This is a genomic window from Terriglobia bacterium (assembly GCA_020072815.1).
Classification (GTDB): domain Bacteria; phylum Acidobacteriota; class Terriglobia; order Terriglobales; family Acidobacteriaceae; genus Angelobacter.
In genome coordinates, this window is the sequence record JAIQGE010000003.1 from 230,777 (window position 1) to 250,685 (window position 19,909).

18 protein-coding genes and 1 tRNA gene are annotated in these 19,909 nt (G+C 58.2%); 8 read left to right on the top strand and 11 right to left on the bottom strand.

Annotation, left to right across the window (positions count from 1 at the left end):
- Window positions 1–10 precede the first annotated feature (10 nt).
- Both LAO20_06205 and LAO20_06210 read left to right on the top strand, forming a co-directional pair.
- Entirely contained in the window at window positions 11–712 is a 702-nt protein-coding gene (locus LAO20_06205; protein MBZ5531005.1) for an NAD-dependent deacylase, read from the top strand.
- Window positions 713–822: 110 nt separating this feature from the next.
- Entirely contained in the window at window positions 823–1,281 is a 459-nt protein-coding gene (locus LAO20_06210) for a hypothetical protein (protein ID MBZ5531006.1), read from the top strand.
- A 32-nt stretch (window positions 1,282–1,313) separates the two neighbouring features.
- Here LAO20_06210 and LAO20_06215 read toward each other — a convergent pair.
- A tRNA-Gly gene (locus tag LAO20_06215) sits at window positions 1,314–1,388 on the bottom strand.
- Between the two features lie 149 nt (window positions 1,389–1,537).
- On the opposite strand from LAO20_06215, the gene LAO20_06220 reads away from it, so the two are divergent.
- Entirely contained in the window at window positions 1,538–2,944 is a 1,407-nt protein-coding gene (locus tag LAO20_06220) for a hypothetical protein (GenBank protein ID MBZ5531007.1), read from the top strand.
- A gap of 16 nt (window positions 2,945–2,960) precedes the next feature.
- A complete protein-coding gene (locus tag LAO20_06225) occupies window positions 2,961–4,424 on the top strand; it encodes a sigma-54 dependent transcriptional regulator (protein ID MBZ5531008.1) in 1,464 nt (487 codons plus the stop codon).
- A 546-nt stretch (window positions 4,425–4,970) separates the two neighbouring features.
- Here the strand turns inward: LAO20_06225 and LAO20_06230 are convergent.
- Complete coding sequence (locus LAO20_06230; GenBank protein MBZ5531009.1) at window positions 4,971–5,423, bottom strand: hypothetical protein; 453 nt, start codon at window positions 5,421–5,423, stop codon at window positions 4,971–4,973.
- Between the two features lie 117 nt (window positions 5,424–5,540).
- Window positions 5,541–5,813, bottom strand: a complete 273-nt coding sequence (locus tag LAO20_06235; protein ID MBZ5531010.1) for a hypothetical protein — start codon at window positions 5,811–5,813, stop codon at window positions 5,541–5,543.
- 999 nt (window positions 5,814–6,812) lie between these two features.
- Here LAO20_06235 and LAO20_06240 point away from each other — a divergent pair.
- The gene (locus LAO20_06240; protein MBZ5531011.1) at window positions 6,813–7,757 is read left to right on the top strand and encodes a hypothetical protein; all 945 of its coding nucleotides are present in this window, start codon (window positions 6,813–6,815) and stop codon (window positions 7,755–7,757) included.
- 698 nt (window positions 7,758–8,455) lie between these two features.
- Here LAO20_06240 and LAO20_06245 read toward each other — a convergent pair.
- Window positions 8,456–8,881: a hydrogenase gene (locus tag LAO20_06245; protein ID MBZ5531012.1), complete on the bottom strand. Its 426-nt coding sequence runs from the start codon at window positions 8,879–8,881 to the stop codon at window positions 8,456–8,458.
- 276 nt (window positions 8,882–9,157) lie between these two features.
- Between LAO20_06245 and LAO20_06250 the strand changes: the two genes are divergently transcribed.
- Window positions 9,158–9,847, top strand: coding sequence for a hypothetical protein (locus tag LAO20_06250; GenBank protein MBZ5531013.1), 690 nt, complete (start codon window positions 9,158–9,160; stop codon window positions 9,845–9,847).
- A gap of 217 nt (window positions 9,848–10,064) precedes the next feature.
- On the top strand, window positions 10,065–10,259 hold the full coding sequence (locus LAO20_06255) for a hypothetical protein (protein MBZ5531014.1): 195 nt from the start codon (window positions 10,065–10,067) through the stop codon (window positions 10,257–10,259).
- A 184-nt stretch (window positions 10,260–10,443) separates the two neighbouring features.
- On the opposite strand, the gene LAO20_06260 is transcribed toward LAO20_06255, so the two are convergent.
- The 7 genes from LAO20_06260 to LAO20_06290 all read right to left on the bottom strand — a co-directional run bounded on the left by LAO20_06260 (window position 10,444) and on the right by LAO20_06290 (window position 16,144).
- Window positions 10,444–10,836, bottom strand: a complete 393-nt coding sequence (locus tag LAO20_06260) for a DUF2541 family protein (GenBank protein ID MBZ5531015.1) — start codon at window positions 10,834–10,836, stop codon at window positions 10,444–10,446.
- 254 nt (window positions 10,837–11,090) lie between these two features.
- The gene (locus LAO20_06265; protein ID MBZ5531016.1) at window positions 11,091–11,933 is read right to left on the bottom strand and encodes a hypothetical protein; all 843 of its coding nucleotides are present in this window, start codon (window positions 11,931–11,933) and stop codon (window positions 11,091–11,093) included.
- A gap of 169 nt (window positions 11,934–12,102) precedes the next feature.
- On the bottom strand, window positions 12,103–12,366 hold the full coding sequence (locus tag LAO20_06270) for a hypothetical protein (protein ID MBZ5531017.1): 264 nt from the start codon (window positions 12,364–12,366) through the stop codon (window positions 12,103–12,105).
- Between the two features lie 10 nt (window positions 12,367–12,376).
- The gene (locus tag LAO20_06275) at window positions 12,377–12,718 is read right to left on the bottom strand and encodes a hypothetical protein (protein ID MBZ5531018.1); all 342 of its coding nucleotides are present in this window, start codon (window positions 12,716–12,718) and stop codon (window positions 12,377–12,379) included.
- Between the two features lie 646 nt (window positions 12,719–13,364).
- Window positions 13,365–14,255, bottom strand: a complete 891-nt coding sequence (locus LAO20_06280) for a hypothetical protein (protein ID MBZ5531019.1) — start codon at window positions 14,253–14,255, stop codon at window positions 13,365–13,367.
- Window positions 14,256–14,327: 72 nt separating this feature from the next.
- Window positions 14,328–15,020, bottom strand: coding sequence for a DUF4276 family protein (locus LAO20_06285; protein MBZ5531020.1), 693 nt, complete (start codon window positions 15,018–15,020; stop codon window positions 14,328–14,330).
- Between the two features lie 2 nt (window positions 15,021–15,022).
- Entirely contained in the window at window positions 15,023–16,144 is a 1,122-nt protein-coding gene (locus tag LAO20_06290) for an AAA family ATPase (GenBank protein MBZ5531021.1), read from the bottom strand.
- A 929-nt stretch (window positions 16,145–17,073) separates the two neighbouring features.
- On the opposite strand from LAO20_06290, the gene LAO20_06295 reads away from it, so the two are divergent.
- Window positions 17,074–19,605, top strand: coding sequence for a FecR domain-containing protein (locus tag LAO20_06295; protein MBZ5531022.1), 2,532 nt, complete (start codon window positions 17,074–17,076; stop codon window positions 19,603–19,605).
- The last annotated feature ends 304 nt before the right edge of the window (window positions 19,606–19,909 follow it).

The window sequence follows — 19,909 nt, forward strand, 5'->3', positions numbered from 1 at the left end:
GAGCAAACCAATGGAGAAATCCGGCAAAGTGTTCATCCTCACCGGAGCGGGCGTCAGCGCGGAAAGCGGCATTCCGGTGTTCCAAGGGACCAACTGGCGCGGACGCAGTCATTACGAACTGGCCAACATTGACGCTTGGCGCGCCGATCCCGGCTTGGTCTGGGACTATTATTCTGAGCGGAGGAAGCGGGCGCGCGATGCCAAGCCGAACCGAGCGCACCAGGCGCTGGCGGAGTTTGAGCGGTCGCGGCCGGCAGGTAGTTGCTTCCTGTGCACGCAGAACGTTGACGGTCTGCACGAAGCCGCGGGGTCAGTGAACGTGCTGCATATCCACGGCAAGCTGTTCGAGAACCGTTGTGCGGATGAATGCGGTAAACCAGCCGTCGCCGACTCCAGCGGATACAGCGCGGGCGATCTGCCGCTTTGCGTCTGCGGAGCGCTGCTGCGCCCCAACGTTTGCTGGTTCGGCGAGCAGCCGTACGAAATGGACCGCGTGCATGAAGAACTGGAACAGTGCGACGTGTTTCTGGCGATCGGCACATCCGGGTCCGTTCAGCCGGTGGCCAGCTTTGTGGCGATGCTAAAACAGCGCCGCAAACCGGCGAGGACGATCTTCGCCGGACTGGAGCGGCCGGCCAACGCACACTACTTTGACGACGTGCGATTGGGGCCAGCGTCCGTGACCGTGCCTGAAGTGCTTCGCGGCTTGTGAAGCGCTTACCAGTTTTCGTCTGGTGATGAACGTCTGCTGACGCGGCGGCGGTTCTCTTATATTATGATTACGTGTTTCAAAAACGGAATACTCTGCACGAGGAGATGGCGTTGAAGAACTTTTTGAAGATGTGCGTGGCGTTGCTGCTGTTGGCGATTTTGGGCTGTCCTGGAGGGCAACAGGCGGCCAACGAAAGAGACCAGGCCGGCAAAACAAACGTTGAAGCCCCGGCACCCGCTATCGGTTCGGACAACAGCCAGCCGGCCCCGGCGGACGCCACAGCCACGGGCGGCTCGTCGCTGACGGCCAGCGCGCCTTATAAGCAAGCGGGCGCCGGCGTCGCGCAAAACGTGAATGCTGCACCGTTCATGATCGCCACGCAACCTGCCGGCAAAACGGCCACACAGTCTTCCGATTTGATCAGCCGCGCGGACGGCACCATGATGGGCCCCAACGATCAGATGGCAGCCGGCACTGGGCCTGGTGGTCAAGGTATGGGTTCTGCAGTCCCGCCCAAACCGGCGGCTCCGGCAAAACAGGCAAGCAAGCCTACGACTCCGACCAAGTAGTAAACGATCATCGAAAATTCTTGCGAAGATTTTGGAGCGGGAGACCGGGATCGAACCGGCGACGTCCAGCTTGGGAAGCTGGCATTCTACCACTGAATTACTCCCGCTCTGGCCGAGACGGCGCGTAGGACTACCTGATATTAGCAGGCCGGTCATGGCAATTGCCAACGCGCGCGTCAAGGAATCTGCCAATCGTCGGGCGCCGCGCCAGTCTGACGTCGTTCGTCCCTGTGATACATTCATCTCAACAAACGCCATGGCAGAAAAACGCGCGACGCCGCTTTGGGTTGACCTGCTGTGGTTGATTTTTCTTGCCGGCCTGGCCGTCCTGCCGCCGGTTGCCGAACTCCATAAACAAGCAATTTTGCTGGCGATTGGCGTGTTCCAACTGCTGGAAGACCGCTTCATCCAGATTGTGGGCGAGCGCCGCGGGCGCGTGGAGGCCGTCCTGCTCAAAATGGTCCTGGCCACGGCGCTGCTCGACCACACGCGCGACCTGGCCATCAGCAGCAGTTATTGGCCCATCTTCCTGCTGCCGGTGATGACCGCCGCCATGTACTTCGGCCCGCTGGGGACGCTGCTGTGGACCACCGCCAGCTCGGCCGCGTATGTATCGTTTCTCATTCCCGCGCTGGTGGATTTTCGCCTGGATTGGCAAGGCGCCAGCGAACTGATGATCCGCATCCTGTTCTTCTTTCTGGTGGCGATGACCATGAACCGCTTCGTCATCGAATACCGCATTCAAGTGCGACGACACCAGTTGCTCTCGCAAACCCTGGCGGAGGCCAATCGCAACCTGCAGCGCGCGCAGGAGGAGGCGCGTCGCGCCGAACGGCTGGCGGCGTTGGGCCAGCTTTCCGCTGGGCTGGCGCATGAGATCCGCAATCCGCTGGGCGTGATCAAAGGCTCGGCGGAAATCCTCAACCAGAAGCTTGGCTCCGGTGACGCGCTGGCCAAAGAGCTTTCCGGCTACATTTACACGGAAGTCAACCGCGTGAGCGCGCTGGTCAGCCGCTTTCTGGATTTTGCCCGGCCGTCGCAGCTGGACCTGCGTCCAGCGCAAGTGCCGGAGGTGGTGGAGAAGAGCATCAAGGCCGCGGAAGAGCAGGGCGCCACGTCGGCGGTGAAGATTGTTCGCGACTACGCTCCCAACCTGCCGGACGTCATGCTGGACGAAGGCCTTTGTGAGCAGGCGTTCCTGAATCTGGTGCTCAATGCCTGCCAGGCGATGGGCGAAGCGGGCGGCGAACTGCAGATCAGGATCCGTCCGGCGGAGTCGAACGGACACGATCAAGTGGTGGTGGAGATTGAAGACAGCGGCCCAGGCGTTCCTGCCGACATGAAAGAGCAGATCTTCAACCCGTTTGTCACCACCAAGAAAGATGGCGTTGGACTGGGGCTGGCGATTGTTTCCAAAATCATTGACGCGCACGGCGGCTCCGTTCAGTTGATCGCCCGGCAACAGCAACCGGGCGCGTGTTTCCGGGTTGTCATTCCTGTGACCGGACCTGCGGTCGGGCCTGTCAGCGGCCCCGTTGCCGGTGCGGCAACCGGAGCGATGACCGCCACCGTCGCCGACCAAGCAACCGGAACAACGCTGGCGTCTGTCAGCGGACAAGCAACCGGGCAGAGCGAGTCCGCATCTGGACACGCTGACTCCTGAAATCATGACTCCTGAAATCATGACCAACATCCTCATCGTCGAAGACGAACCCCGTATGCGCCGCCTGCTGGAGATCAGCCTGGGCGAAGACGGCCACACCGTCCACACGGCGGCGGACGCGGAAACCGGATTGAAGCTCCTGCGCAAAGAAACCATCGGCCTGATCGTCACTGACCTCAAGCTGCCCGGCATGAATGGCCTGGAATTTCTGCAAGAGGCCAAGCGCATGAACTCGGGAATTCCTATTATCGTCATGACCGCCTACGGCACCGTCGAAACCGCCGTGGAAGCCATGAAGGCCGGCGCCAGCGACTACGTGCTCAAGCCCTTCACCATGGCCGAGATGAAGCTGGTGGTGAACAAAGAGCTTGACGTCCAGAAGGTGCGCGACGAAAACCGCACGCTCAAAGAAGCTCTGGGCCACCGCTACCGCTTTCAGAACATTGTTGCCCGTAGCGCCAAGATGCAGGAAGTGCTGGCGCTGGTAGAACGCGTGGCGCCCACCAACTCGACTGTGCTGCTGGGCGGCGAGAGCGGCGTAGGCAAAGACCTGATCGCCCGAGCCATCCACCAGAATTCGCGCCGCGCCGCGGGGCCGTTCATCAAGGTCAACAGCACGGCCATTCCGGACACGCTTTTTGAAAGCGAGCTGTTCGGCTTCGAAAAAGGTGCGTTCACCGGAGCGCTGGCCAGCAAGCCGGGCAAATTCGAACTCGCCGACAAAGGCACGCTCTTCCTGGACGAAATCGGCGACGTGCCCGCGCCCATCCAGGTGAAGCTGCTGCGCGTCCTGCAGGAGCGCGAGTTCGAGCGCCTGGGCGGGACCAGGACGCTCAAGGTTGACGTCCGGCTGCTGGCGGCGACCAATCGCGACCTGCGCGCCGCCCTGGAGCAAGGAACTTTCCGCGAAGACCTTTACTACCGCCTCAACGTGGTGCCCATTGATATTCCTCCGCTGCGCGAACGCAAAGAAGACATCCCCGAGCTGGTGACGCACTTTCTGGAACGCTACGCGCGCGACAACGGGAAGGCCATTCGCGGGATCACGCCCGCGGCCCTGGAGAAACTGGCCGCGTACCACTGGCCGGGGAACGTCCGCCAACTGGAGAACACCATTGAGCGTGCGGTGGCGCTTTCCCATGTGTCTTCAAAAAATGCCGCCACACAAGAAGCGTCTACTCAAAACGCCTCAACACAATCACAAGGCGGCTCGGCGCAAAGCGCGTCGGCGCAAGACGGCGCGCTGCTGGACGTGAATGACATCTACCTGGACGCCGGCCAGCCCAAGCCCGCCAGCGGTACCGGCAACGCCTTTCTGCCCGAAGGCATGACGCTGGAACAGTGGGAGGACGAGATGGTCCGCGAAGCTCTCCGCCGGGCCAACGGCAACAAGAGCCAGGCCGCGCGTCTGCTGGGACTGTCGAGGAATGCGCTGCGGTATAGGCTGTCAAAGCTTGGTGTGCCTGACGAAGGCGAGTGATCCTGACCTGACGATACCCGTGTGGCACCGCCCGGCGTCCCCAGCAAGCCCGACTTCGGCTTGTTGGTGTGGAGGGGCCTTCGGCGGTGAGGCTTTGCGGTTTTCAATCGCCAATTTTTGGCAATTCTCGGCAATTTTGGCAATCTCTTCGCCCCCCCCACCCCTCCCTACATGTCCGCGCTGCAAACACAAGGGTTATTGCATTCGACCCAACGGTCACCCAACTGTTTACCACTTAGTATATTTCCGGCCTATCCCGTTGGTTCTTCGCGGCCTTAGCGCCCTTTGCGGTAAACACCGCTCTTGAGGTTTTTGGCTAGTGGCTAGCTGCCAGCCGCTAGCTGCTTGTTTTCAATGATCTCGGTTCTTTCGCACCCTGAGGCGCACATCATCATAGCGCGTTTCTACCAGCGAATCAATTGCGAAATAAGACATGGTTCGTTTTCGCGCACCCTGGCCCAGCGCTCTCAGCAGGGACGGAAAGAGCGGCCCTCACAGGCCGCTCAAGGACACCAAAAGGACGGGTTTTGTCCCTGAGAAGGGAACTTAAGCCTTCCGAACCCGGAGGGTTTCGCTGTGGATCAGGGGCCAGCGCTTGATGGGACGCCAGTCGCCGGTCTTCCAGTCAACGTGCTCGGTTTCCAGGGTGAAGCCAGGATCGATGATGAAATGGAGCGCGGTTTTGTCCTGAAAGCGGACGTCAATTGCATGGTACTCGCCAGCGGTGAAGACCTCGACAAAGTCTACGGTCTTGCCGTTGAATTCGCCGAAGCGGTAGAAGGCGCGTCCGCGAAAGCGGCGGATGGTGGTCTTGCCGCGTTTGGTCTCAGTGAACCGCAGGGAGGCCGGGAGCCTCTCCCGTTTCTTTGGTTTCGGTCCTTTGGAGTTTGGCTTTTTCGGGTTGCGGTGTTTCGGGGCTGGATGCTGAGTACTGATTGCGGAGTGCTTCTTGCGGGGTTGCGCCGAGCGGACGGAGCGTTTACTTTCAATAGCAGCCATTTTGCCCTCCTTGGGGGCGACTTGGTTAGGGCGCGTTCGGTGCTTCGAACACCGGGCGCCGCCCGTTAGGTTGTCATTCCGAACCGCTTTTAAGCGGTGAGGAATCTGCTTTTGTGCTTACTTCTTCTTGGGCTTGCGTTGCTTGTGTGGCACAGGCACTCTTGCCTGTGCTTTTTGTTCAGCTGATTGCTGAGTGCTGACTGCTGATTGCTTCTTCTTGTATCGGGTTTTCCTGCCGTTGGCGATCTTGGGCAGAAGCTTGCGGACCTTCTCGACATCCCGCTCCGTCCACACGCGATATTTCCCGCCACCGAGCGTTTGCACGGGTGGAACAGGTATCTTCTTGGCGGCGATATACCGCTGGATCGTTCTCCAATCCAGTCCAAGCATTCGGGCAGCTTCGCGTGTCGAGTATTGACTCATTATGTCAATACCCTATGACAGATTTATTCGGCTGTCAACTGAAAATCTTTGCCATTATTCTGAGGATATGGGCCGGCTCCTCTTGGATGCGCCAGCCCCGGAGGGGCGGAACAGCCTAGCCCAGGCGCGTAAGCCCTGGGTAAGCATGTTGAAAAATGGCGAGCGCCGTAGGTGCGGCACAACAAGCGGCAATTGTCCATCAAGTCTTTTAAGTTTTCAGAAAAGACTTTTGGCGGGTGGGATCTCAAATCAAGTCAGTCGCCAGAGGTCATTTCGCAAAGTAAAGCAGCGCTCGCCAACCGGGGCGGAGAAGAAGGGCCGGTGAATGATCGGCGAGTAATTATCTCCCACCCTTTGCTCCGCTCGAGATTGCGCAACCCCGGCGCAACCTCGCTCTCCGCACAGGAATGGGCGACCCGACGGTAGTTCCAGAATGGAACTACCCACAACAAAAATATCTATAGAACAATCTGCGGAGACTTGCTGCGATATTGCAATATATACCCAGAAAGTGAGGTTAGTGATATGCGATCACTTTTAGTTCTTGTGTTGTTCTTTGGGGTTAGCGCATGGGGTCAGGTCTGCACGCATTCCGATCTTGTAAGCACAAGGAGGACTTGCCCTTGCAACGGTACCGTGATTTTCGTCAACGTATGCCAAGGAACTTTTGGCGGCCAGGGTTGTCAGGACCTTGGGTCCTTTAATTTCTGCGGGAGCAGTTGTGCAGTTGGAAGTGCAACAGGTTGCATCCCAGGCGGCCCCAAGTCCAGAGTCCTTTCTGGCTCAGACTTGTTCAGAAGCAACATCGAAGGTCTTTCGGCCAAGGAGCCTCAAATAGGGGCGGTTACTTGTAACAATAATAGCGATGCATTTGAGAAGTGGCTTGCCAGGACGAACAGAGCCCGGCTCGCTCAGCCCCAGAGAGGCATCGGCAACTAGATGCTATTCGTGTTATTGGCGTTATTGATGAGCGGCCTTGCGGCGCAGGATGCATCTCTGCAGCTTTCGCCCAGGCCGCTCAAGGCTTCTTCCATCAAGAAGCTGGAGGTCCCTTCCTATGGAACTTTCGGCCAACCGCAGTGTGATGATAACTCGTCGATTTATGAACACCTGGCGACCGGTTCCTACAGAAACACCGTGATCTTGCGGACTTCGTTTTCCGGTACGGAGAGTACCCTTTATAAACTGCCGGATGAATTTGCCCAATCCACGGCCTTCACCGATTTCTCCGTTACGCCGGACGGCAACGTAACGGTACTCGTCGAGAACGAGCAAGGCCATTCGGTCCGGTTTGATTTCGATGGCGACGGCAATGTCACCAGCCATTCTCAGTTGGAACTGACGGAGCAAGTGAGAGGAGACAACATTGCCGTGTTTCCCAACGGTACACTCCTGTTCTCCGGACACTACAGGCCTAGTGCCCCGCCCGATTTAAGGGGCAAGAGGTACATGGGAGTGTTCCAAGCCTCGGGAAAATTGCTGCGAAAATTGGACCTGTCTGGCGTGGGAGATATAAAACTGGACCGGCCGCCAGCATATATACCGGAAGGTGGAGCAACCATTGGACGGGACGGGAATGTTTACTTGCTCACCCCTGACAAGGTGCTGGTGATTTCCGCATCGGGAGTCATTCAAAAAAAAATCCCGTTCACTAAACCGGATCCGGAGTTCTCAGCCGTTGCCCTGCAATACTCGGAAGGCTTGGTCGCAATATCGTTCGGGAAACAAAGGAAATCGGAAGCCATTTTTCGATACCTGGTTGTGAACGCTTCCAGCGGTGAGCCATTGGGCTTGTTTGAGCCGACGGAGGAGACTGGTAACAACAACGTGTGTTTTTCACGTCGAGACGGTTTCCTTTTTGTGACTGTCAAGAACGACAGGCTGCACATAGTGACGGCTCCGCTCCGCTGACGAAATGTTCGCTGGGTGGGATTCGGGAAAGAAGCATTCAGCAGCAACCAAACCAAGGTTCGTATCAGGGCACGAGGTTCACTCGTGCCGCAAGAGCGCAAAGAAATTTCGGCTTCAGCCGCTGCGGGTTCCTTGCTGTCGCTACGCCTGCGACTCGTCTTCTTCTAGCGCGCTCCGCGTTGCTCCGCGCTGATCTCCACCCCGCCACGCGAAGCGCGTGCATGGGGGCCCCGGGCCTACGGCAGCAAGGACATGTCTCTATCGCGCGCCTTACGGCACGACTTCGCAGTCCGTCGTTCGCATGCTCACTCCGGCCTAAGCCGCTCAAGTCGTGCCCTGACAATTGTCTCGTGGAAGACTATCAGCATTCCAAATTACGACGTGTCATTCCGAGGCCGAACTGATTATGCCTTCACTCTTCCGTCCGGCTTGTTGTGAGGCCGAGGAATCGGCTCCGCTGGTCTCTGCGTTCACGAATATTGTTTCGCCTTTGCAGCAGCAGAGCAGATCCCTCACTTTCGCACAGGAGACCCTCGATGGTAGAAGGCGATGTGTGTGCTTCGGTTCGGGATGGCACGTCGTGGAGACAACGATTCCACGGCAAAGCAAGATTCACCGCAGAGGACGCAGAGGTCGCAAAGGAAGAAACACCGCCGAGGGCGGCGGTGCCACACGGGAATTGGATGTCCGGCGACACGTCACGCCGCCGCCGACTTGCGCAGTCCCCAGAGAAACAGCAACGTTGACCCAACGCAGGCCAGTCCGACGCTCATGAACAGCCCCGTCACCAGTCCTTCCTGCCAGGGCACTGCGCTGTGGCCGGCTGAGGTGATGGGCGAAAGGGCCGCCGTCCCCAGGACCGCCCCCAGCGTGGTGACTGCCCAGTTGACGTACGTGGCGTACAGCGCGCTCCAGTAGGCGGTGACCTTGAGCCGCGGGGCGAGTCGTACTTCCGTCCACACGGCGCCCAGCGCGACCAGGAAGGTCCCGTTCATCACGCCTTCCAGATGAGCGGCGAGCCCCATGCGCGGGTTGGCGAACTTGGTTTCGACAAAGCCGGTGAGCAGTCCCAATAAGAACAGGAACATGCCGTGCCACATCAAACGACGCTTGTTATCTTCCATGCTGGTTGCTGCTCTCCTTGTGCAATGTGCCTGGGCGTAAGTGTAGCGGAAGTCCGGCTTATGGCGTCTGAGCGAGGATCCGTAAAGATACGTTAACGCCGGGCAAAGAGTTGTAGGGAAATGGCATTGCGCACAACCATTGCCAGGATTTGGTGTTCGCACTCAGTAAGGATTCAACCGTGCCGGGTTACGGCGACTGGTCTCTCAGAATTTGATTCTTGCGACCCGTCAAAGTTCGCGGTGACGTCAAAAAGGTATTTGTCAGGAGGTCCCAAAGTGCGACATCTAAAATATCTCGTTCTGCTGGCTGCTCTAGCGCTGCCCGCAGCATACTCCCAGGCGCAAGTGGCCGTTGGAGTCCAGATTGGCCCGAGTTACGGCGTTTACAATGCGCCCCCGGTGTGCGAGTACGGGTTTTATCCCGATTATCCGTTCGCGTGCGCACCCTATGGCTACTGGGGCCCTGAATACTTCGTGGACGGCATCTTCATCGGCGCCGGCCCCTGGTACAACTTCTACTACACGCATCCCGGGTTCTACCGGCCCTTCTACGTGAACCGTGGCTTCGGGTTCCACGGCGGATTTAATCACTTCCGCGGCGGCGGCCGGATCTATGATCGCGAGCGCTTCCGTGGCGACGGGTTCCGTGATCGCGGGTTCCGCAACTTCAACGGCGTTCGTGGCGGACAATCATTCCGTGGCGACGCTGGCCGGTCCTTTCGTGGCGACGCTGGTCGATCGTTCCGAGGCGAGGCCGGTCGTGGCTTCCGAAGCGATGGCAATCGTGGGTCGCGCAGCGGCGGAGGCGGTCGTGAATTCCGCGGCGGCAACGGTGGATCACGCGGCGACGGCGGCCGTGGCGTTCGCAGCGGCGGCAACGGTGGCGGATCACATGGTGGCCGTGCGTCACACGGCGGTGGTGATTCACGCGGCGGCGGCAGGGGCGATCATGGCGGACGTCGGTAAGCTGGCGTCGCTAAAGAACGCACGACCTACCGCAATATGATCATCCGAAACGGCTGGCAGCTGACACTGCCGGCCGTTCCTTTTGACGACCCTTTGCCGCGTGCCCCTCGATGAGAGAGAGGACCGGTGCGGCATGGTCTTTCGTTTCCCCCGATTTGGCCCGGTTTGTGTAATCATTCCAGCAAGCCCCCAGAATTAGAGGTTCAAGAGAGAGCAGATGCCCAAGAAGAAGGCGCCCAGGAAAAAGGCAGCGAGATCCCGGGCCGGAAACGCCACCAACGCCGCCAAGACGAAGACCACCCGCAAGCAGGACGACCTGAACAGGGAAGCCGCACGGCTCATCCGGGAAGCCCAGCGGGAAATGGTGAAGCAGGCCGTCGCCCGCCTGGTGGCCGAAACCGCGCCAGAATGATCTGCGCAGGAACGACCTGAAGCCGGGATTCTGCGGACTTCACTCTTAAATTCGCCAGCACGAGTTCTTCGACGTTGCGAAACACAAATCCCCAGCACGCTCTGCGCATGCCGGGGACAAGTCTTGCTGAGTCGCTGAGCGAACCGTCTGTTGGCAATTCGCCGTTGTCAGCTCAAAAGCACTTCTAGCGTCGTCCCCAGAGATTGACTTCCGGTTTGCCCGACGCCGGGTTGGCCTTGGAGTACCACAGTTCCAGGCTCTGTACGATGCGGTCGCCCTGCAGCGGGATAACGCGGCTGCGGCCGCCGGCGCGGATAACCTGACGCACCTGCAGTGTCTCCGGTTCGCCATTGCCGTAGTGGACCACCACGTGGTCGAATTCGATGGGCCCGTTGTTCACGCGCAGCTGTATGCCGCGATAGCGTCCGGCATTGGCGCCGACTTCAATGTTGTCGTGGTCATGCTGGCCGTCCACGTGGGCCTGTCCCAGGTAAACCCAGCCGCGTTGGGCGTGGGCCGCTGGAGCAACGTACAGCATCACAGCCAGCGCAAAAAGTGTGATCAGAACTTTCTTCATTAGAGAGACACCCTCCTTTGGTGTCCGGCCCGCCCCCAAATCATGGCCCGGTTTGGCAAGTGGGTCAAGATTACTGGAGCGGTTCCGATGGGATAAAACCCGAAGAATGAAACCCGCGTCACCAGGATAAGTTTTCCCGCCGATGACCCGCCGAATATCCGCCGACCGCCCCGCTCATGCCCCGCCGATCGTCCCGCCGATAACCCGCCGACGACGATTCGGACGCCTGGCGTCTGCTAGCTTCCCGCACCAACCTACTTCGCGTTCTTGCACGCGATGTCATTCAACGCGCTCTTCCACTCGATCGTCTGGCTCGAATACTGCACACCGGGCAGCGGAAACAGAAAGTAATTCACGTTGCTGGTGAGCGTTCTTAGCCGTTGCGCTTTGTATATCCGGTGGCCGCTGCCGCCGGGCATCGCCGGAAAATTGCTGTAGGTCGCCCATTCGTAGCGATAGCAATGCGCGCCGCTGGTGTCCAGCAGCAGGGGAAGCGCCGTGCCCGGCGTGTTAGGGTCTTCCTCAATCTTGCCGATAGTCTCTCCGTTCAGGCGCAAATCCCTGGCCTGGTCGCAATGCGGCGTATAGGGAAAAAGGACCTTGCCGGCTTCACCCGCCGCCACCGGCTGCTCGTATTCGCCCACCGCCAGCCGAAGAGCCGCGCCGCCGCGGTTGTCCACCAGCGCCGTCACCTGCTGCCAAAAAGTCTTGTCGGAATCCAGGTAGATGGTCAAAGGGACGCTGCGTTTCTCCTTGCGGGCCTGCTCGATCTCATGTTCGCTCGGCGGACTCATCTCCACCTTCGCCGGCTGCCATCCGCACACAGAGAGCACGCTGGCTTCCACGTGCGGCAGCATGTCTTTGGGCTTATCGCCGCGGCGCCCGTGCGCGACCAACTGATACGGCAGCGTGGACGCCACCGGCCCCCTCGGCACTCCGTCCACCACCAACTTGTATTGCGTAAAGTCGCCGGCCCCCGGCGCTTCCAGCTTTAGCTCAAAGTCAGGAGGCGCCTTGCTGCAACCAATCCACGCCAGGAATACAAGAGCGGCGGCGCCATATCTGAGAGCGCGTCGAGAAGCATGAAGTTTGGGCATGAAAGGATTCTATCAACCGGCCTCCGTGTTTCTCTGTGCCCTCCGTGGTTTGAGGGTTTCCGATCACGCGGACGTAGCCCGTCCTTTGGGTTTTTTCTGTCCCTCACAAATACGCGAGGGTGCCCCATACCGGCTCTTTCGGATACGCTGCCTTGGGGCGAGAGAAGTGTCAGTATTTTCGGCCGGTACCGCCGCCGAACCCACTGCCCTTTTCGCCCGCTGCGACTTCCACCAGGGCCTTGCGTTGGGGGTCTATCTTATAGAGCTTCCCCGGTTGCATGGCGTCAGATTGCACTTCAATGGCAGCCAGGTGTTCACGCGCAATTTTGCTGCGCTCATGGGCCCGCTGTTGCGCATGGGCCGCATCGGCAGGGCCGCGGTGGACGCTGATGATCTGGCCCGAACGCGTATCGTAAGCGATGTGAGTTTTCATTTCTTTACTCCTAAATGCTAAACACATTCATATGGGCGAATGCAAAAGCCCGTTGAACAGAAAGCTGGAAATTGATTCTGGCGACGTTCTGAATAACGGCCGTGCTCTGGCCGAACGGAAGATCCTGCCGGTCCGACTCCGAACCGGCAGGAAGATAAGTTGTGAACCAGGATATCTGAGCGGCAGCGACGAAGGTAGGATCGGGCGAATTACCGGAAAACAGCGTGTCTATGAACGAGAGAGAGATGGTTGCATAGACATTTGTTCCCGGAGGAAACGGACCTGCGGTGTGTTCTCCGAGGATGGAAAAAGAAGAGACGGCCCAGAGATACCAAAATTCAAGTAGATTCATAGCGATCTAAGCCTCCTGCGGTTCCGGCTCACGCTGAAGTCGAGTACCGTCTCGACCCGCGGAAGCGGCGTTGTACAGATTGATTTGCCATCGGTCTGGATTGTTAGTGTCAGGGATAGGTTACCTGTTACAAAAAATATATCGTTGGGAGCGTTAAACCGGCAGGCGAAGACGGCGGATGAACGAGGAGGGGGAGGCGCATGGAGAATCGGACGGGTAACCCAGCCTTTGAGCTTTTTCTGTCCCTCACAAATAAGCGAGGGTGCCCCATCCTTTCCTGGAAGCTGGCCGTTGGTTTATCAGCTTCCGGGAAAGGGTGGGATATGAGATCACGCCGTTGCCTAAAGTTTGATCCGCACGTTGAGGTTCAACTGAATTCGAGAAACAACACGAAGAACAGGGGCGGCCGGCGAAAGGATGATCTCCCATCCTTTTGCTTCAGCTGAAAAAGCAAAGGCCAGCCTGCGCAAAAGGATGGGGCACCCGCGAGTATGCTAGAGGAGAGAAAAAGCGGGGAACGGTGGGCCACCCGCCAACCAATCTAACAATATGAAAAGCTCCAGCAGTACGGCGGCGTCTTTGTTACGCAAATCGAACCCATCTGTTTTGTCTCTGGCAAGGATCTACGTCTCCTCAAGAATCGAAACTAGGGGTTCTTTGTTCTTCTATTGAAGTATTCAAATTCAAAAACCAAACTGCTTGAATCGACCAGATTCTTGTACCAGAGCTCCAAACTCTCTACTGCAGAACTGATTTGACTATAAGCTTCGGCCGCCATCTTAGTCGCAGCGTCTCCGCCTACGTGTTTTTCGGGGGCATAAGTGCGCGGCCCCTGCGCTGCAAGCCTGCGTTGTTCAACCAGAACATTGATGCTCTGCTGAGCAGTCCTCGTCGCGACCTCATGAACCAGGGCGTTCCTCAAATCTCGATAGCTTTGGGTTGCGGTAGTGACCGCTAGGAGTTTATTCAAAAGCTGGCGATTGTCGTCAGTTGCCGTATCCAGAGATTCTTGGAACGGCGCGGCATACGCTCCACGTTGGCCGCGCGGCAGAGAGCTTTGCCTCAGATACTGCCCTTTGTTCTGTCCGAATCTGGCCATCAAGAAAAAATCTCGAAGGCGATCAGAGGCAATATTGAGCCATTGCAACGCTGTTGAATATTCATGCCAGAACTCCTGGTTATCGCTCATGCTCTCGTTGGAGTCAATTAGGGCGAAATAACAGAGCGCCATGCCTATTGATCTGCGGGCGAAGATCATGGTCCCGGCGAAATCCTCACTGTTACGAATAAGGACCTCGTCTCTATCTGTCGGTACGTACCTGACCTTGTTCCCACTGAAAAAGGCTCCCCATTCCGGCTCGAATGGCGGACTGGTTTGCCACATCGCATGCCCGATATGTTCCGAATCTGGGGTATCGTGGTCTGACCAGCCGTAGCTCAAGATGTCATACACTTCATGAATCACCAATAGTCGGTCCGCTTCTACTTGTAGCCCTGAAAGTAGTGTCCGAAGTTGTGTGGAAATATCGTCAATCACGAGCGAAATCCTTTGGATCCAGAATTTACCGCCAAAACTGAATGCCCGTCTGCCAAGGCAACACTCAGGGTCTTATCGAACCCGCGCTTCGAGCGATTCAATCCAGGTGTCAAAATGGAGGCACTGTGCCCGAATTCTGTCTAGACCGATTTCCAGAGCAGCAAGGATACCGAATAGAGGTTTCTCGTAGCTTGGCACGAGTGCTTCAATCCTCTTCGACGGACTAGTCACAGGAGAGTCGTTTATGTCTTCAGGAGACTGAAAATCATCTCGAATCTGTTGAAAAGCCGGTTGCAAGTCTGTTCTCCCGATGCCGCGAGCAAATGCAGCACAATCACTAAAAAGTAGCCCCTCGAATTCATGCATGACGACAAACGGGATAAAACGATTTGGATTGATCTGGGCCTCAGTGTCGCTGAGGAAATCATCTAGTAGGGCTTTTTGCACGTGCGCTGCTTTCTCATTTGATGCCACGTGCGTTGCTTCTTCGCGTCCTGGCCATCCCCCGTTGCCCTCTTTAGGGAGACCGTAATAATCGACCATGGTAGTTGCTAGACACCCATGATCCTGTCGCAAGTGGTTGATTATGTCCTTTTTCACAGGCGGCCATGGGCGAATTCCGCCCCGCAGTCGGCGCAGGCGAGCATTGCCAAGTATCCTCGCACTAACAGACTCGTACCCCACGTGCATCAAGTAATCTCGAAGCACGACATTTACGAAATCCTCTTCGGTTTGACCCTCCACATGGATTAGCAAACGGGGCATAGTTATTCGGGAAGCGGCCTCCCCGCAAATTCGTTCTTTTCCCAAAGCTGGCCTAAGCTGTAGTCCTCGAGCCAGTCTTTCAATTGAGCGGGCTCCAGACGCGTTATCTGCGTACCGCCCTCCACTCGATTAGCAACCAGTACGTCTTCGGGATCAAAGTGATCCAACAGGAGGGATGACTGAGTAGACGCAATCACTTGCCTGCTCTCTGATGCATGCCGTATGAGGGATGCCAGCATTTCGATGGCGTACGGGTGTAATCCCAATTCCGGCTCATCAACGAGGATCACAGACGGAAGATACTGCTTCGGCTGGAGAAAGAGAGTAGTGAGGGCAATAAACCTAAGTGTGCCGTCTGAAAGCGACGACGCGTCAAAGTATTGATCCGAGTTCTTGTGCGTCCATTCGAGTTTGATGTCGTCGGGCTTCAGCTTAGAAGGTTGCAGCTTGAAGTCGTCGAAGAAGGGCGTAACCCGCTGCACTGTCCGCCGAATCAGGCTGTACTCTGTTTGGTGCTTTTCTTGGAGGTAGTAGAGAAAAGCGGCGAGATTTGATCCATCAGGACGGAGATACCGATTGTCGTCCACTTTCGCTGTTTTTCGCATTGGCGAAGACATACTTGTGTCGTGCACGTGGTACAGTCGCCACCCGCCGAGGCGTAGACGCACCCAACTGGCCGTTCTTGTGAGTTGCGGATCACTGATGCCAGCCTCTCGACCCTGCTCGCGGGACGTCAATGGAGTGTCGTACGGATGTTTAAAGCCTCGACTCTTATCCCAGAAATACGCTGTTTCTAAAGACGGATATAGGCCATCATCCTGCGTCGGAGAAAGCGTAAGATCGTATTGATTGACCTCATCCAGAAAGGAAAGGTGAATGTAAACTTGTCTCGTTGTCTTCGAACCGAAGTGCAGTACTTTTTCGGCTCCCCCCGCCTCGATCACATAGTCTTTTAATCGGCCTTCTCGGATGGCGTGAAGAAAGGAAAAAACTCCAATAAAATTGGATTTTCCCGAGCCATTCGAGCCGATCAAAATGTTGACGGACTTTAGCGGCAGCTTCTCGATCGAGGCGATGCTCTTAAAGCCTCGAACCGTGATGTAGTCAAGTGCAGTTGAAGGCATGAATTCCTGGGCGAAAACGGCAAGGACTGCACCCGGTGCAAACCCGCCTCCGCAACCGTTAGAATAAACCATTTCATCCGATTTCGGCAGGCGCATTAGCCTTGCTCGATAAACGGTCACGGCCCAGGGATGCAAGTTCGTATCAGTTGGCGGTCCCAAATCATATCGAGCTGAGAACGATGAATCGAGCGTTGTAAACGGCTAGTATTCGAGCAGGTGGCCCAGGCTTCCGCTATTCTTTTTCTGTCCCGCACCCCGCGCGCGGGTAGTCCATCCTTCGCGGTTTTTGCGAAGGGTGGGATTCGATGATGTATCCCTCTCGCCTCGCGACGAGCACTCAGCATTCAGCAATCAGCCAAAGGGAAGAAACATCTGCGCGAAAATGAACAGCTTTCCGAAGCTCGGTTGTCAAGATGTACTACTTCTTAATTGATTCGCTATTGGAAACGCGGTAAAATGGGTTCGCCTCAGGGGGCGGGGGTGCGAAACGCACCCATCGCCGTGATCGCCGACATCGCGCGTGATCGCCGTGAGTGGAAAAAGTACCCCCGGGGATGAATCGTGTAAGTCTATATTTTCCGGGGATGAACGGGGAGGGGAGGGGATGGTGAAAAGATTGCCAGAATTGCCAGAAATGCCAAAATTGGCGATTGGAAATCACAAACCCTTACAGCCGAGGGCGGCGGTGCCACACGAGAGTCGTCCCCCGGCCCAAATCCACCAATCGCCCTGGCTGAAAACCACCACCCGTCCGAAATCCTCACCCGTAAAGTTTTGTAACCCACTGAAACAAATTGGCTTGCCGAGTGTTGCTATTGGCAGCGGACGTGCACTTGTCTCCAGGCAAGAGTCTTGAAGTCATGCGTTTGGAGGCAAGGTTGATGAGAAGTTGGGATCCCCGCGGAGCTCGGGAAACAAGAGGCCATGCAATGAAAACCAAAGTGACACGATTCTTAGTGGTTCTATGGATGTCGGCGGTGTGGTTGATCGGCGCCGCTGCGGCGCAAAGCACGCCAGATCAGGACAGCGGGTCGCGTCCGCCCAGCCAGCAGCAAGCGCCCGTGCCTCAAAACCAAGCCCAGGAGCCGCCCGCTCCGCCGCCACAAGCCCAAGCGCAGCCGCAAGATCAGGGTAACGGGTCGCCGGCGGCGCGGCAGTCTGGCGGCAAGAACGTCCCGCATCTGAACTATCCACAGTCGAGCGCGCCGGACACCGACCTGCAAACCGACGTACAAAATACTGATCTGCAGAGTAACGACGCGCAAGGCGACGCACAAGGACAAGGAGAAGACCCGCAAGCTGCCGATCCCAAGGCCAGCGCCAAGCAGCCGGCCGCGGCCCGCGTCAGCATGATTCACGGCGACCTCTCCATGCAGCGCGCCGACAACGCTGAGTGGTCGGCGGCCACGCTGAACACGCCGCTGGTGCGCGGTGACATCGTCGCTACGGGCGACCGCTCACGCGCGGAAATTCAGCTCGACTTCGCCAACATTCTCCGCCTCTCCGCCCACAGCCAGGCCAAGATTGCCGACCTCACGCACAGCCGCATCCAGGTACAAGTCGGCGAAGGCTACGTCAACTACAGCGTATTCAAAGGCAATGAAGCCGACGTGGAGATTGATACGCCCAACGTGGCCGTGCATCCGCTGCGCCAGGGACGATATCGCATTCAGGTAAATTCCGCGGAAGAGTCGGAAGTGATCGTGCGCGAAGGCGAAGCGGAGATCACCACGCCGCAGGGCAGCACCACGGTGCATGAAGGCGAGATGATCACCATCCGCGACGTTGACAATCCGGAATACAAAGTCACCAACGCTCCGGGCAGCGACGATTGGGACCGCTTCAACAAAGATCGCGACCGCAATATCCGCAACGCGGACGGCTTGCGTCGCACCAACCCGTATTACGCGGGCGCGCAAGATCTTGATGGCCACGGCCGCTGGGTCTTTGTCCCGGGCTACGGCTGGGTGTGGCAGCCTTATCAGCAAGCGAATTGGGCGCCGTATCAGGACGGCCGCTGGGTTTGGGAACCGTATTACGGATGGACTTGGGTTTCTTATGAGCCTTGGGGCTGGGCGCCGTATCACTACGGACGCTGGTTCCTCTCCGGCGGAGTCTGGGTGTGGTGGCCGGGACCGGTGTATGCGCACTATCGTCCTTACTGGTCGCCGGCGTTTGTAACCTTCATCGGCTTTGGACGCCACGCTGGATTTGGTATTGGCTTTGGCTCCATCGGCTGGATACCCTGCGGCCCGTTTGATCCTTTCTACCCGTGGTACGGAGGCGGCTTTAGCAGCGTGACGTTCATCAACTTTGGCTTTGGCGGCGGGTTCCACGGCCGGTTCATTCGTCCTCTGGGCATTCGCGGACGCCAGCCGTTCATCTCCAACACGCGCCTGGCGCTTACCAACTCGCGCGTGCGCGGTGGAATTACCACCGTGGCTGCGGGTGACTTTGGCCGTGGCGTTCGCGGCAGCCGTGGTGTGAGCGCAACCGATCTTCGCCAGGGCCATACCATGACCGCCAACTTGCCCGTGGTACCTTCGCGAGAAAGTCTGCGGACTGGCGGCCAGGCAAAGCTGGGCGGGTTCCAGCCGAGGACCCAGCAGCGCTTCTTCACACAACATCAGCCTCCGGCAGGGCCGGCGGCATTCCACGATCAGCAAAGACAGGTGCAGGGCGTGGTCCAGGCGCATAGCGGCGGAGCGCAGGTTCCGGCGTCGCGCGGTGGCGAAGCGCAGCAGCGTGGCGGTGAAGCAGGACGCGGCGCGGAAACTCATACGCAGCCGGCGATCGCAAGCAGGGCTGGAGGTCCCGAAGGAAGGGGAAAATCGGAAGCTCCGGCAACCAGCGGTTCAACCGGAGCGCAGTCGCCCGCAGCCACGCACCAGCAGCAGCCCGTCGAGAACAACAGCGGACGGCCCGCCAGTTCCGCGGGAACCGGACACGCGTCGCCCAGCGGCAGCACCAGCGGCGCCGGTGAACAGAATCGGGGCGGCTGGACGAAGTTTGGTCCACCGTCGTCAGGCCGGGCTGCATCGGGCGACGCGGGTCGTCCCGGCGGAAGCGGTAGCTCAATGCCGGCGACGCGTCCGACCACGGTTCCCAGCCAGAGCGTTCCTCAGAGCGCTCCTCAAGGCGTTCCTCAGAACACCGGCTCCAGCAAACCGACGCTGCAGTTGAACCGGCCCATTGTGACTCCACGGAATGAAGGCATGCGGAATGGTCCTCCGCCGGCGTCATCGCCGCGGCCGCAAGTCAGTGGCCGGCCCATGAATGTTCCTCCGGCGTCGTCACGCATGCCGCAGGCGCGCGGTGGACGCAGCATGCCTCCTCCCTCCGCGGGTCCGCGGGGCGGCAGCGCTCCGCGCGGCGGTTCGGCTCCACGCAGCACTGGAGGCGGCCACAGTAGCGGCAACAGAAGTTCGTCGAACTCATCCTCAGGCTCCAAGCACCGGTAATTCCGGAGACCGGGCCTGAGAGCTTGCTGGCAGTTCTTTCAGCTCCTTCTCCCAACGCGAGGGTGATATCGGCAAGGGCAGTGGAATCCATCCGCTGCCCTCTTTTTTCCTGTCGCTTCGCTCCAAACCGCTGGCGATTTTCGCTTCATTACGCATTCTCTTGCACCTGATGCAAGCGGCTCGGCGCGCAAGCCGGCCTCGCCGCTGGTTTTTCTCTCCGCGGCTTCCTGTCGCTTCGCTCCAAACCGCTGGCGATTTTCGCTTCATTACGCATTCTCTTGCACCTGATGCAAGCGGCTCGGCG